General features: G+C 62.6%; 13 protein-coding genes. 5 read left to right on the forward strand and 8 right to left on the reverse strand.

Annotated elements, in window-relative coordinates; genetic code table 11:
* Positions 1 to 62: 62 nt before the first annotated feature.
* From AC245Y_RS25930 to AC245Y_RS25965, 8 genes are all read right to left on the reverse strand, one after another.
* Complete coding sequence (locus AC245Y_RS25930; RefSeq protein ID WP_017996025.1) at positions 63 to 1508, reverse strand: aldehyde dehydrogenase; 1446 nt, start codon at positions 1506 to 1508, stop codon at positions 63 to 65.
* Between the two features lie 23 nt (positions 1509 to 1531).
* Positions 1532 to 2317, reverse strand: a complete 786-nt coding sequence (locus AC245Y_RS25935) for a coniferyl-alcohol dehydrogenase (RefSeq protein ID WP_020487068.1) — start codon at positions 2315 to 2317, stop codon at positions 1532 to 1534.
* A 40-nt stretch (positions 2318 to 2357) separates the two neighbouring features.
* A complete protein-coding gene (locus AC245Y_RS25940; protein ID WP_017996023.1) occupies positions 2358 to 3395 on the reverse strand; it encodes a branched-chain amino acid ABC transporter permease in 1038 nt (345 codons plus the stop codon).
* The gene (locus AC245Y_RS25945; RefSeq protein ID WP_003562250.1) at positions 3392 to 4306 is read right to left on the reverse strand and encodes a branched-chain amino acid ABC transporter permease; all 915 of its coding nucleotides are present in this window, start codon (positions 4304 to 4306) and stop codon (positions 3392 to 3394) included. Before AC245Y_RS25945 ends, AC245Y_RS25940 begins: the two co-directional genes overlap by 4 nt.
* Positions 4303 to 5031 carry an ABC transporter ATP-binding protein gene (locus tag AC245Y_RS25950; RefSeq protein WP_017996022.1) on the reverse strand — a complete coding sequence of 243 codons (729 nt, stop codon included), beginning with the start codon at positions 5029 to 5031 and terminating at the stop codon, positions 4303 to 4305. Before AC245Y_RS25950 ends, AC245Y_RS25945 begins: the two co-directional genes overlap by 4 nt.
* Positions 5028 to 5783: an ABC transporter ATP-binding protein gene (locus AC245Y_RS25955; RefSeq protein WP_017996021.1), complete on the reverse strand. Its 756-nt coding sequence runs from the start codon at positions 5781 to 5783 to the stop codon at positions 5028 to 5030. Before AC245Y_RS25955 ends, AC245Y_RS25950 begins: the two co-directional genes overlap by 4 nt.
* A 6-nt stretch (positions 5784 to 5789) precedes the next feature.
* Complete coding sequence (locus tag AC245Y_RS25960) at positions 5790 to 7109, reverse strand: ABC transporter substrate-binding protein (RefSeq protein ID WP_017996020.1); 1320 nt, start codon at positions 7107 to 7109, stop codon at positions 5790 to 5792.
* 66 nt (positions 7110 to 7175) lie between these two features.
* Positions 7176 to 8609, reverse strand: coding sequence for an aldehyde dehydrogenase (locus tag AC245Y_RS25965; protein ID WP_172643743.1), 1434 nt, complete (start codon positions 8607 to 8609; stop codon positions 7176 to 7178).
* 267 nt (positions 8610 to 8876) lie between these two features.
* Between AC245Y_RS25965 and AC245Y_RS25970 the strand changes: the two genes are divergently transcribed.
* The 5 genes from AC245Y_RS25970 (at position 8877) to AC245Y_RS25990 (ending at position 14297) form a co-directional block, all read left to right on the forward strand.
* The gene (locus AC245Y_RS25970) at positions 8877 to 9776 is read left to right on the forward strand and encodes a helix-turn-helix transcriptional regulator (protein ID WP_003562245.1); all 900 of its coding nucleotides are present in this window, start codon (positions 8877 to 8879) and stop codon (positions 9774 to 9776) included.
* A 493-nt stretch (positions 9777 to 10269) separates the two neighbouring features.
* Positions 10270 to 11280, forward strand: coding sequence for an ABC transporter substrate-binding protein (locus AC245Y_RS25975; protein WP_017996018.1), 1011 nt, complete (start codon positions 10270 to 10272; stop codon positions 11278 to 11280).
* Complete coding sequence (locus AC245Y_RS25980; protein ID WP_003562242.1) at positions 11277 to 11852, forward strand: SCO family protein; 576 nt, start codon at positions 11277 to 11279, stop codon at positions 11850 to 11852. The genes AC245Y_RS25975 and AC245Y_RS25980 overlap by 4 nt, the downstream gene beginning before the upstream one ends.
* Entirely contained in the window at positions 11827 to 13935 is a 2109-nt protein-coding gene (locus tag AC245Y_RS25985; protein ID WP_017996017.1) for a sensor histidine kinase, read from the forward strand. The genes AC245Y_RS25980 and AC245Y_RS25985 overlap by 26 nt, the downstream gene beginning before the upstream one ends.
* A complete protein-coding gene (locus tag AC245Y_RS25990) occupies positions 13932 to 14297 on the forward strand; it encodes a response regulator (RefSeq protein ID WP_003562240.1) in 366 nt (121 codons plus the stop codon). The genes AC245Y_RS25985 and AC245Y_RS25990 overlap by 4 nt, the downstream gene beginning before the upstream one ends.
* Positions 14298 to 14309 lie beyond the last annotated feature (12 nt).

Consider the following 14309-nt stretch of genomic DNA (forward strand, 5'->3'; position numbering starts at 1 on the left):
CGTGTCCTACAGGACGCTCTATCGCTTGAATTGGCGCGATCTGCCCTTTGCCGCTGTCGACGTCAGAAAGGATAGTGCTGGGCGGAATCCTCGACCGTGATCCAGCGCAGGTCGGTGAATTCAGCGATTGCCGCCTTGCCGCCGAAGCGGCCGTAGCCGCTGCCCTTGACGCCGCCGAAGGGCATTTGCGCCTCGTCGTTTACCGTCGGGCCATTGATGTGGCAGATGCCGGATTCGATCCGCGCCGCAACCGACATTGCCCGCTGGACATTGCGGCTGAAGACGGCGGATGACAGGCCGTATTCGGTGTCGTTGGCGATGCGGATGGCTTCTTCCTCACTGGTAACGCGAATGATCGGCTTGACCGGGCCGAAGGATTCTTCTGCATAGACGCGCATCTCGGGCGTGACATGATCAAGCAGCGTCGCCTCGACCACGGTGCCCGAGCGTTTGCCGCCGGCCACGAGTTTTGCCCCCTTGGCCGTCGCATCGGCGATCAGCTCCTCCATTTTCTTCGCCGCATCGAGGCTGATCAGCGAGCCGAGAACGACGTGGCCACGTGGGTCGCCGGCCGGCAGCTGGCTGGCGCGGGCGGCCAGTTTGGCGACGAACTGATCGGCGATCGTCTCGTCGACGATGATCCGCTCCGTCGACATGCAGATCTGGCCCTGATGCATGAAGGCGCCGAAAATGGCGGCGTTGACGGCACCGTCGATATCGGCGTCGTCGAGGATGACCAGCGGCGCCTTGCCCCCGAGTTCAAGAAGGGCGGGTTTGAGATACCTGCCGCAGGTCTCGGCGATGATCTTGCCGACCTTGGTCGATCCGGTGAAGTTCACGCGCTTGACGGCTGGATGGGCAATCAGCGCGGTGACGATCTCAGGCGCGTCCTCCGGCGCGTTGGTGAGGACGTTGATGACGCCGGCCGGCAGGCCGGCTTCGGTCAGCGCGGTGGCGATCAGCCTATGCGTGCCGGGGCATTGTTCGGATGCCTTGAGCACGACGGTATTGCCGCAGGCGATCGGCATGGCGATGGCGCGGGTGGCGAGGATGACCGGCGCGTTCCAGGGAGCGATCGCCAGGCAGACGCCGGCGGCCTGGCGAACACCCATGGCGAGCGTGCCCGGCTTATCGGAAGGGATGATTTCGCCTGATATCTGCGTCGTCATGGCGCCGGCCTCGCGCAGGATGTTGGCGGCGAGCATGACATTGAAGCCGGCCCAGGGTGCGGTTGAGCCGGTCTCCTCGATCATCAGCCGGGTAAACTCGCCGACTTTGGAATCCATGATATCGGCAGCCTTCATCAGGATCGCGCGGCGCTGGCCGGGGCCGGTCTTCGACCAGGCGCCGAAGGCAGCGGCGGCGGCTTCGACGGCAGCGGCCGCATCATCCAGGCTTGCCGCGGCGGCGCGGCTTGCGAGCTTCTCGGTGAAGGGATCGATGCGATCAAAGGTCCGGCCGCCGGAGGCCGCGCGGTCGGCGCCGTTTATGAGGAGGGAAATATTCATCGGAGGTCTCCAGGGGACAAGAACTAGAAGCCGAGGACTTCGGCGTTGATGGAAGCTTCGAGGCCGCCGTCGACGGCAATGTTGGCGCCGTTGATCCAGCGTGCGCCATCCGAGCAGAGGAAGAGCACGGCGGGGGCGATATCGGCGGAGGTGCCGGCGCGGCCGACGCGGGTGATGTCGCTATCGACCCTGGCATCGCCGAGCACGGCGCGGAACTGCTTGAGGATCGGCGTTTCCACCGGTCCGGGGCTGACCGCATTGACCCGGATGCCGCGGTTCTTGAACAGCGGCTGATGGGCCGCCCGCATGGTCCAAAGCAGCAGCAGCTCCTTGGAGAGCGGGTAGGCTTCCTCATCCTTGAGGCCGTGTTCGGCGACGAGCATCGCCACTTCGGGAAAGCCTTCGATTGATGTCAGCGACTTTGCCCGCTCGAGGTTGGCGCGCCAGCCGTAGCCGGCGATCGAGGCGACGTTGACGATGGCCCCGCCTTCGCGCAGGCGGGGTACCACGGCTTCGGACAGGGCGCGAAGGCCATAGAAATTGACGGCGAGCGTCGAGACGACACCTGTGTTGCCGGAAAGGCCGGCGACATTGGCGAGTGCGTCGAGGCGCACTGGGAGCTGCGCGACGATCTCGGCTACGCCTGATGCAGTCGACAGATCACCCTTGATGAAAGCGGCACTTCCGCTGGCAGGCTCGCGCACATCGACGCCGATGACCTCGGCGCCCATCTGGCCGGCCAGCTCCGCCGTGCGGGCGCCGATGCCGGAAGCCACGCCGGTCACCAGGATCGTTTTACCAAAAAGCATGAACGTCACCTTTCGCAAGAGAATCCAGACATAACCCGGCTCATTCTTCCCATTTGATTTTATGCGGACCCGGCAATTTCAGCCGGTAGCCGACCGGCAGAAGTTGAAAATCGAAGCGGCGCTCGATTTCGCCCCACAGGCCGCGCGGCAGGTAGAGCGAGAATATCAAGGCGGTGGCGCCAAGGCCGATCAGGTACCAGACGCCGGCTCCGCCGAAGACGGTCTCGATCACGAAGAACAGGATGGCGCCGAGGATCGCGCCTTCGAACTTGCCGATCCCGCCGACCAGCACCATGAAGATCATGTAGGCCGTCCACTGGACGCTGAAATAGGTCTTCGGCTGAAAGGTGGTGGCGGTCGCCAGCCACAGGCCGCCGGCAACGGCGATGCCGAAGGCGGCGAGCACGAAGAGCAGCCTCTTGGTCGCGATCACCCGCACGCCGAGCGAGGTTGCCGCCTCCTCATTGTCGCGGATCGCCTGCATGGCCGCACCGGCGCGACTGCGCATCAGCATGAAGAGAGCGCCGAGCACGGCGGCCATGGCCACCAAGGCGAGCCAGTAGATCGTTGCCCGCCGCGTCGCACCGTCATAGACGTTGAGCGAGATCAGCGAGGTTCCGGTTTCCCCCTGGATCAGCCGGTCGAGGTTGACGAGCAGATGGGCGAGTTCCGCTATCACCCACATGCCGATTGCGAACTCGCCGCCCTTCAGGCGCAGCATGAACAGCGAAAGCGGGATCGACAGCGCGCCGGTCACGATCGCGGCGGCAAACAGCGAGACGAAGGGATTGAGCCCCGCATCCGCCAGGCGGATGGTGAAATAGGCGCCGAGGCCGAAGAACACCTGCTGGCCGACCGAGACCAGCCCGCCGAAACCGGCAAGTGCATTCCACATGGCGGCAAGGATCACGTAGATGAACAGGGCCGTCATCCGGTCGATCGCGCCGGCGCCGAGGACAACGGGGGCAAACATCAGCAGGACAAGCACCGCGGCCATGCAGCCGAGCGCCACCCGCGACGCCTTCGTCCAGCGTTCTATCGATATTCCGTTGGAGGCAAGGGTCGCGTTTGGGCTCATGTCGGGCTCCGGAGACGGGTGCGCAGTTTGAGAAAGGCGCCAAGTTTGTCGAGAGACGGCATGCCGAACCGGGATAGCCTGACGAAAAGCACCAGCAGGAACACGGCATGGCCGCCGATCAGGAAGCCTTGCGGATGCAATTGGGCGCCGAGCGATTGGGCAAGACCGAGAACGATGCCGCCGGCAAGCGTGCCCCATAGCGATCCCGCGCCGCCGATGACGGCCGCCTCGAAGGCGAAGAGAAGTTGTGGGCCGCCGGAGTAGGGGCTGAAGGTTGCCCGCATCCCGAGAAAAGCACCGGCGATCCCGACCGTGACCATGGTGATCGCGGTGGCGACGGCGTTGACCCTGCGGGCGTCGATGCCGACCAGCCCCGCCGTATCGGGATCTTCCGCCGTGGCGCGGATCGCGCGGCCAAGCGCAAAGCGGCTGAGGAAGAACTGCAGCCCGCCGAGAACGAGGACTGCCGTCACCATCATCATGACAGCAAGCTTGCCGACGTAGATGTGGCCCGGCAGCTGCCAGGATGCATAGGACAGGTTGCCGATGAAGGGCGCGAGCGAGCGGGTGTCGGCGCCGAACTGCTCGAACAGCAGGTTGTCGATGACGATCGACAGGCCGAAGGTCGTCAGGATCGGCAGGAGCGTGCCGCCGCGGGCGCTGCGTTCCAGAATGAAGCGCTGCAGCAGCCATCCCGCCGCCGCCATGACCGGCAGCACGATCAGCAGGCCGGCGAAGGGTGGAATGCCGGCTTTGGCGGCCAGCAGCCACAGCCCATAAGCGGCTGCGACCGCCAGGCTGCCATGCGCGAGATTGATGATCCGCATGACCGAGAACATGAAGGACAGTCCGCAGGCGATAACGGCGTAGTAGCCGCCGAGCAGAATGCCCTGGAGCAGGGTGTTGATCACGATGCGCTCCTTTCGCCTGATGTCCGGTGCAATCCGAAATAGGCTTGAGTGACATGTTCGCGCGTGACGGCGGCGGCCGGCCGGTCGAGGACGATGCGTCCTTCCAGCATGCAGATGACACGGCTTGCCACGCTCATGGCGCGAGCGAGATCCTGCTCGACGAGCACGATGGTCGTTCCCGACGTGAGCAGCGCCTGCAGCTGGGCATAGACGCGATCGACGACCAGAGGCGAAAGTCCGAGCGAGACCTCGTCCAGGAGAAGAATATCGGGATTGCTCATCAGCGCCCGGCCGATGGCGGTCGCCTGCTGTTCCCCGCCCGAGAGGTGTCCTGTCTTGGCGTGACGGCGCGGTTTCAGGTTTGGAAAAGCGTCGAGGACGCGCTCGATGTTCCACTCGCCCTTACGGCCGGAACTCTTTCCGAGAAGCAGGTTCTCTTCCACCGTCATCTGTGAAAACAGGCGCCGGCCTTCCGGCACCAGGGCGATGCCCTTGGCGATCCGTTTGTGGGAGGGGACGGCGGCCAGATCTTCGTCGTTGAGGAGGACGCGGCCGGAGGATGGCAGATGGGCGCCTGCGATCGATCTGAGCAGCGTCGTCTTGCCCGCACCATTTGCGCCGACCAGCGCCAGCACCTCGCCCTTGGCAAGATCGAAACTGACGCCGCGCACCGCCTGGAGCAGGCCGTGGCGGACGTCGAGGTCGCGGATGGAGAGAAGGCTCATGCGGGTGTCCCTCCGAGATAGGCCTTGACCACCTCCGCATTGCTCATGACCATTTTCGGCTCGCCATCGGCGATGATTCTGCCGGCGTCCATGCAGATCAGCCGCTCCGCCACCTGCAGGAGGATATGAACGATATGTTCGATCCAGACGATGCCGATGCCGCGGCGGCGCAGTTCGAGAATGGTTTCCACCAGTTCGCTCGCCTCGCCATCGGTCAGGCCGCCGCCGATCTCGTCGAGCAGCATCAGCCTCGGCTGCGTGGCAAGCGCACGGGCAAGCTCCAGGCGTTTGCGGTCCAGCAGGCCGAGCGTGTCGGCCGGGCGGTTGGCGACGCCAAGCATGCCGCAGAGCGAAAGCGAATCCACCACGCGCTCATAGGCCTCGTCACGGCTTGCGGCATTGCCGTGCGATGCGGCGACGAAAACATTCTCAAAAGTCGTCATGCCGCCGAAGGGCTTGGGAATCTGATGGGTCCGGACGAGCCCGGACCGGCAGCGTTCCGCCGCCGTCCGGCGCGTGACGTCGACGCCATCGAAGGTGATGCTTCCCTCATTCGGCGGGAAGGCGCCGGCGAGCACGCTGAGCAGGGTCGTCTTGCCCGCGCCGTTCGGCCCGACAATGCCGATCGCCTCGCCATCGCCCATGGAAAAATCCAGATTCTCCAGCACCACCAGCGCGCCGAACCGCTTGTGGATCCCCTTGGCCGAGAGAAAGGCTCCCCCCGGCCGTCTTTGAGCTTCCCGCTGCAGCACTGTTCGTTATCCGTTGTAAGCAGTGAGCTTGGCGCCCACCGGGACATTGGGATCGGTGGCGTTTTCGGTGACGACGTAGTCGAGCGCGAATTTCGAGCCCTCCGGCGCTTTCACCCATTGCGTGCCGATGATCGGTCCGGGAGAGACGTTGGCGACGGGGCCGCTGGTGAAGTCGACCTTGCCGGCGATGGTGGTGGTCTTCAGCGTGCTGATCGCCTTGGCGACGGCCTCCTTGCTCTTGACGTCGGTGCTGGCCTTCAGCGCATCGAAGCCGGCGTCGAGAAGCGCAAGGCTGGCGCCGAGCTGTTGCGTCCACTGCTTGCCGCTTGCGGTTTCATAGCCGTCGGCGAGTTCGGTGCCGGAGACACCCGTCAGCGTCGACTTGTAGGGGAAGGCCTTGTGCCAGTAGGCGGCGCTGCCGATGTTCAGGCCGAGGTCGCCGAGCGCCTCGATGTCGGAGGGAAACAGGCCCGTCTTGGCGATCTGGCAGATCTTGATCTGCTGGGTAAGGCCCTGCTGTGCGGCCTGACGCCAGAAGGCGGCGAAGTCAGGTGGTATCGGGAACGAATTGAAGATCTCCACGCCCTCTTGCCTGAAGAGAGCGATCTGCGCCGTAAAGTCGGTGGTTCCGGTTTCATAGGCGCCGGGATCGACGATGGTGAAGCCCTCCTTGGCGAGCGCCGGCGCCAGATGGGCGCGGATCGCATTGCCGTCGGCGTCGTTGGGATACATGACGCCGACCTTCTTGTTGGTCTCGATCAGGTTCCACTGCGAGACATAGGCCTTGTGGAACTCTTCGACGCCGAAGCCGAAATGATAAGTCCACTTGAACGGCGAGGGCGCGCCCGGCTTGGCGCCGCGGCCGAAATACCAGGCTTCCCAGGGCATGACCGTCGAGAGGCAGGGAATGCCCGCCGCCTCGCAGGCGTCGGCCACCGGATTGATGGTTTCGGGCGTCGAGACGGCGAGCATCAGGTCGATCGCCTGGTTGTTGATCAGGTCCTTCGCCAGCTGGCCGGCGCGCGAGGGATCGGACTGGGTGTCCTGGTCGAGGATCTCAACCTTCCAGGTCTTGCCGCCTGCCTGCAGGCCGTTCGCCAGCGCCTTGCGCGCCAGTTCCAGCACATAGCCGTCCGTCTCGCCGAAGCCGCCGAGAGGGCCGGTGCGCGGGCTGATGAAGCCGACCTTCAGCGTATCACCGCTTTGAGCAAAGGCCGTGCGGCCGGAAAGCGCCAGCGCCGCACCACCCGCCACGGTCGATGCGATGAAAGAGCGGCGGCTCAGCGATGCCGCGTTGATTTTTCCGCTGCGGAAAATGCCGTTCATGAAATCATTCCTCCCTCTTGATCGGGCCTCCCAGCCCGTTCCCAGTGTTCATGTCGGCCGATCGATTCAGATCGGGTAGTGACGTTTTGCCGAGGCCATGGTGATCCATCTGAGCTCGCTGAATTCATCGATCGCCGCCTTGCCGCCGAAGCGGCCGTAGCCGCTTGATTTGACGCCGCCGAAGGGCATTTGCGGCTCGTCGGAAACTGTCGCCTCGTTGATGTGGCAGATGCCGGATTCGAGCCGCATGGCAACGGCAAGAGCCGCATTGACGTCGGCGCTGAAAACGGCGGCCGACAGCCCGTATTCGTTGTCGTTGGCAACCGTGACGGCCTCGTCGACGCTGCCGACCCGGACGATCGCCGCGACCGGCCCGAAGCTCTCCTCGCGGTAGATGCGCATGGCAGGCGTCACGTGATCGATGACGGTCGCGTCCATCAGCGTGCCGTTGACCTGGCCGCCGCAGACGAGGACAGCGCCCTTTTGCAGGGCATCATCGACGAGCGACCGGACACGCCGGACGGCCTCAGCGTTGATCAGCGTGCCGAGCGGCGTGTTGCCGTCCTTGGGATTGCCGGCGACGAGGGTTGCGGCTTTGGTGCGGAATTTGCCGACGAAGCCGTCGGCGATCTCGTCCATCAGGATGATCCGCTCGGTGGACATGCAGATCTGGCCCTGGTTCATGAAGGCGCCGAAGGCGGCCGCACGCACCGCCTCATCGATATCGGCATCGGCAAGGACGATGAACGGCGCCTTGCCGCCGAGTTCGAGCAGGCAGCGCTTGAGATGCCTTGCCGCGGACTCGGCAATGATCCTGCCGACGCGGGTGGAGCCAGTGAAGTTGATGCGGCGCACGGCCGGATGGGCAATCAGCGCATCGACGACGGCGGCGGCATCGCTCGGCGCATTGGAAACGACATTGACGACGCCGCGCGGAAAGCCGGCGTCACACAGGATGTCGCCGATCAGGCCATGGGTCTTCGGGCAAAGTTCTGACGCCTTGAGGACGACGGTGTTGCCGCAGGCAAGCGGCATGGCGACGGCGCGGGTGCCTAGGATAATTGGCGCATTCCAGGGGGCAATGCCGACGCAGACGCCTGCCGGCTGGCGGACCGCCATGGCAAGGCTTCCCGGAATGGCGGAGGGAATGATCTCGCCGGATATTTGCGTGGTCATCGCCGCAGCCTCGCGAAGAATATCCGCGCCGAGCCCGCAATTGATCGCCGCCCATTGCGCGGTGGCGCCGGTTTCACCGGTCATGGCGGCAACGAGTTCGGGGGTGCGGGCCTCCAGGATGTCGGCGGCGGCATTCAGGAGCCTGCGTCGTTCGCCCGGGCCGGTCTGCGACCAGTTCGGAAAGGCCGCTGCTGCCGCATTGGCTGCCCTCGTCATGTCAGCAACGGATCCTGCCGAGGCGATCGTTGCGACATCGCCGGTCAACGGATCGCTGCGTTCGAAGGTGGCCCCTTCGGAAGCATCCATCGCCTCGTTGTTGATCATCAGCTTTGCCGAAAACACCGTTCCACCATTCCCCACGCGTTGGTTCCACGTGATGACGCTCGCATTGTTGCCATGGGAGAAAACGAGCGGACGCGGCGCCACGAGGGCCGCCTGACCGTTCCTGCATCTGTTGAAGTGCCTCCTCCCAAAGGCTGATGGAGAAAAGGTTACGCCGATCTGGTACGGATGGAATGCGATTTATTGGGTTAATATTGTAATTATCCGGTGAAATCAGCATTGTTTGACTTGGGGAGTGGAGGAGAAGCGTTGGCGACGGACGGAGGGATTCATCACTATGCCAGGGGCGAGTGGCACGCTCCGTCGCTGTCGCACCGGCGCATCCGTTTTCAAAAAGGGCTGTATGCCGATTTCCATCATTTCCTTCTGCTCGGCGAGGGGAGCGGGGAACTTCACTTCGACAATGGCGAACATCGGCCGCTGCACGGACCGCTGCTCGCCTTCCTGCCGCCACAGGCGCGATGCGACCTGTCGATATCAGCCGGAACCGCGGCTCATCTGGTCGGCGCTTCGCCGCAGATCATGGTCGATGCGATCGGCGACAAGGTGGAATCCTATTCGCTGCGCATCTTCACCGAACAGCGCAAGCTGGTCGAGGCACTGGATCCCTTGACGGTCACCGAAATCAGTCCGCTGATCTCCGGCTTCGTGCGGGAATTGGGCGATCCCTCCCGCTCCTCCTGGATGGTCGCATCCGCCTATATCAGGCTTATCCTGATGGCGTTGTGGCGCGGCTCCGATGGCGAAAGAAGCGAGCAGCGCGGGCAGGGCGAAGTGGGATCGATCCTGCAGAGATACCGGCAACTGGTCGAGGCCGGTTTCCGCCAGCACCGGCCGATCAGCGACTATGCCGCAGAACTGGGCGTCACGACCGACCGGCTGCATTCCACCTGCCATAGGGCGCTCGGCCGCTCACCGATCCAGCTGCTGCACGAGCGCGTGGTGCAGGAGGCAAAGCTCAGATTGGAGCGATCAGCCCGCAATATCCAGGAAATCTCCGACAGCCTCGGCTTTCGCGACCCGACCTATTTCAGCCATTTCTTCAAGCGCAAGACCGGCCTTTCACCCGCCAGCTACCGCGAAATCGCCCGCGCTTCGGCCGGCTCGGGAAACAGCATGCTGTCCTCGGGCTATGCCGATTGGCCTTAGGTTGGGGGCTCCTTGGTCAAAGTAACAGCTTGCCAATCCTGGGTCATGGATCATGCGCCGGAATCAATCCCAAGCCGCGTAGGGCTGCAATGCGACGGGAGCAGTCCTACGCGGCTTAAAGGACCGAGTGATTTGGGGCCGACAGCAGACCGACAGCGCTTCGGGGCTCTAATCCTAAATAGCGGACCTTCACGTCAGAGCGAGTATTTTCGTTTCTTGACCGCATCCGGTCGTTCCGCGAAATAAGCTCGAACTTCCAGAATGCGACTCAAAGCCGTCAATGACAGCCGCCCAAATGAGGCGTATGATTGCTTATCGCTGGCTAGAACCTTTCAACCGTCAGCGACAGAGCGCGCAAGACTCCCGCCTTCATAAGAGCGCGCTTCAGCTCGCAAGCCTTCGGGCGCGCCCGACAAGATGTCGCACTGTGCCGGAATCTCTTTTGCTCGACTCCGGTCCAGACCCCTTTTTTATGGTTCGGAGGAGCGTACTGATGCAGATCATCCAAACCCGCCGCCGATTCCTGGCCGCCGCTGCAATGGCAGGCGCTGCCGGTATCGTCGGTCTTCCGGAGGCACTCCAGGCGGAACCGCTGGAAACGACCTCGGTTCGCCTGCCGCGGTACGTCGGTGGTTCCTACTGCTGGGCAGGCGCGTACATCGCCGGAGAACTGATGCGCGCAGAGGGCTTCACGGATGTCCGCTACGTCGAGGGCGACAGGAGCGTCGACCAATCGGAGTGGATGGCTCGCGGTGAGACCGATTTCTCTGTGAACTTTCCGCCTAATCAGATCGCGTCGATCGACGCCGGCGTGCCGATCAAGGTGCTAACCGGGTTGCACTCGGGATGCCTCGAACTGATCGCCAAGGAGAGCATCCGCAGCGTGACGGATCTCAGGGGCAAGAGGGTGGGCGTGGATGGTTTCAATAACTCGCGACACGTGTGGCTGACCCTCATGGCCGCCTATGTCGGGCTCGATCCCGTCAACGACATTCAGTGGGTCTTGACTGGAGACAACAAGCCGACGGAACTCTTTATCGAGGGGAAGATAGACGCATTCCTTGGCACGCCGCCCCAGCCGCAGCAGCTGCGCGCCAGCAAGATCGGCCACACGATCCTGAACAATGCCGTCGACCGCCCGTGGTCACAGTATTTCTGCTGCATGATCTCCGCCAGGGCGGACTACGTGAACAAGTACCCGGTGGCGACCAAGCGGGTCTTGCGGTCCATCGTTAAGGCCGCCGACCTCTGCGTGTCGGATCCGGCAACGGTGGCGCGGCAGATGGTCGATCGCGAGTTTGTCCCGTCATATGATTTCGCGCTGCAGACGCTGAAGGATATCCGCTACGACCGGTGGCGGGAATATGATGCTGAAGACTCTCTGCGTTTCTATGCCCTGCGCATGCAGGAGCTGGGCATGATCAAATCCACTCCGCAGGAGATTATCGCTGGCGGCACCGACTGGCGTTTCCTCGGCGAGTTGAAGCGCGAGTTGAAGACATGAGCAGGTGGCCGACGCTTCTTCTGTCACTGGCGCTACTTTCCGGGCCGGCGCATGCGCATGACGTATCGCACGATCAGCGCCTGCCGACGATCGGACCGGCGGCGGATTTCACGCTGACATCGCAGGACCGGACACCCGTTACGCTGCGCGACCTCCGCGGCAAGGTGGTCGCGGTTGCGTTCATCTTTGCTTCCTGTGCCGACATCTGCCCGATGCTAACCGACAACATGGCGCGCGTGAAAACTAAGCTGGGTGGTACGTTCGGATCCGAGATCGTTTTCGTTACCATTACCGTCGACCCGGAGCGTGACACCCCCGAGGTGCTGAAGCAATACGCCGGTAGTTTCGGCGCAGACTTAAAGGGTTGGTCATTTCTGACCGGTGATCCGGCAATTGTCCATGAGGTTGGACGAAAATACGGCGTTATCGCCAGGAAGACGGCGAAGGGTGACATCGATCATACTCTGCTGACGTCGCTCGTAGATCCGAATGGCATGTTGCGCGTACAATATCTCGGCGCTGGATTCGACCTGGAGGAGTTCCGGAGTGATCTTCTTAGCCTCCTGGAATAAGCCGATTAATCTCACGAGACGGCTGATCGACTGGGTCGCGCAGCTGCCGTTTGGCGTCCAGACCAAGCTGTTGATCGCGTTCCTGTCGATCGTCGGAATGCTGATCGTGCTTGGAACCGTCGGGTTGCAGGTGCTGAGTGGAGTCAACGCTCAGACGACCGAGCTGATCAGGCTTCAGCGTAAGATTGCCGCCTATCGCCAGGTCCAGCACGACACGACGAACCAGCTCTACAGCATCTCGACCGCACTTTTGCTTCAGGACGATGGGATGCTCGATACAGCATCCCGCCAGCTCAACCAGTTTGGATATGACCTCGACCGCATGGAGTTTGTCGCCGCAAGCGAGAAGCAGGTGTTGGCCCAGGTCCGGCAAGAATACAACCAGCTAACCGCAGAAGTCACGCATGTCGTCGAGTTCATCCGCGCCGGGCGCACAGACGAGGCGCGCAGGATGCAGCTCGATGAGATCATACCATCGGCCGACCGCCTCGAGCGGCTGACCAACCAACTGGTCAACATCGCGGAAGCCGACATGGTGGCGGCAATCAAGGCGACCGAAGGTGTGTATGGGACGTCACGACTGATCGTGGTCTCGTTTGCGGTAGGCAGCATCCTGCTTGCACTCGGGCTTGGCTACGTTATTTCTTGGTCATTGATCGAGCCGGTCAAAAAGATCGAGATGCGGCTGCGCCAGATCGCGGCCGGCGACTTTGCGCAACAGGTTACCGTCGCCAACCGGGATGAGCTTGGTGTGCTTGCCAGAAATGTCAATCAGACGTCCGAGCAGTTGGGGCGGCTATATCAAGAGGTACAGGTGCGCACGGCCGAACTTGCACGCTCGGTTGGCGAACTTGAGGCGCTCGGGGAAGTCAGCAAGGCTGTCAACTCGACGCTCGATCTTGACACCGTGCTGGAGACGATCGTCGCGAAGGCTGTCCAACTGTCGGACACGGATGAGGGCATTATCTATGTGTTCAGCAGCACAAGGCAACAATTCCGCCTCCGCGCTACTTTTGGGATGAGCAATGAGCGTATCGCCGCAATTTCCGACCAGCCGATAGGACTGAACGACGCAGCTATCGGCGACGCCGCACGGCGTGGGACGCCGATCCAAGTCCCTGACCTTGAAGAACAAACGCCACCTTCCGTTCAGAAGATCGTCTCCGACGCCGGATATCGCAGCGTCCTCGTGGTTCCATTGCTCGGGCCGAACAAGATCGTCGGTACGCTTGTCGTCAGGCGCCGCGAGCCAGGTGAATTCGGCGAACAGGTCGTGCACCTGATGGAAACCTTCGCAGCCCAGTCGGTGCTTGCCATCCAAAACGCGAAGCTGTTCCGCGAGATTGAGGAGAAAGGCCGGGAGCTCGAAGCAGCCAGCCGCCACAAGTCTCAGTTCCTCGCGAATATGAGCCATGAACTCAGGACACCGCTCAATTCAGTCCTGGGCTTCACCGAGCTGTTGGTCGACGGCGTCTACGGGGAGCTCCCGGACCGGGCGAAGACCACCGTGGCGCGCGTGCAAGCAAGCGGCCACCACCTATTGGGGCTCATCAACGACGTGCTCGATCTTTCAAAGATCGAAGCGGGCCAGCTGACGCTTGCGCTCGAGGAATACTCCGTCGGGCAGATTGTTCGATCGACTATTACGGCGGTAGAGCCGCTCGCGCGAGCCAAAGGTCTGATGCTCGCGGCGACTGTTGCCGAAAAACTTCCCATCGGACGGGGGGACGAACGCCGCTTGACGCAGGTCCTCCTGAATCTTGCCGGCAATGCCGTCAAGTTTACCGACACGGGTGCGATCGACATTCTTGCCGATGCGGTCGATGGACACTTCGAGATCACAGTGCGCGACACAGGTCCCGGCATTGCGGCTAAAGACCAGGTGCTCATCTTCGAAGAATTCCAGCAGGTCGACAGCAGCAGTACCAAGCAGAAGGGCGGCACCGGTCTAGGCTTGGCGATCTCAAAACGTATCGTTGAAATGCATGGCGGAACCATAGACGTCGAGTCCGTTCCCGGTTCAGGCTCGACCTTCCGCTTGAAGATTCCGATCCGGGTAGAGGAAAGCGCGGAGGCGGCATGAGCAAACGAATACTGATGGTGGAAGACACCGAGGACAACCGCCAGATCATCCGCGATCTCATGGGCACCACCGAATACGAACTGATAGAGGCCGCGGATGGTGCTGCGGGGGTCGCCGCCGCAGCAGCTGTGAAGCCGGACCTGATCCTCATGGACATTCAGCTTCCTGTGATAGACGGGTATGAAGCCGCCCGCCGTATCAAGGCCAACCCGGAACTCCGGCACATTCCAATCATTGCCGTCACCTCCTACGCGCTGTCGGGTGATGAGGCGAAAGCGCTTGCTGCGGGATGCGATGACTACCTAGCCAAGCCATTCAGCCCGCGTGAGTTGCTCGCGAAGGTTCGCGGATTGCTTGGTTGAGGGAGATGGGAC

It is taken from the genome of Rhizobium sp. SRDI943 (genome assembly GCF_057653695.1).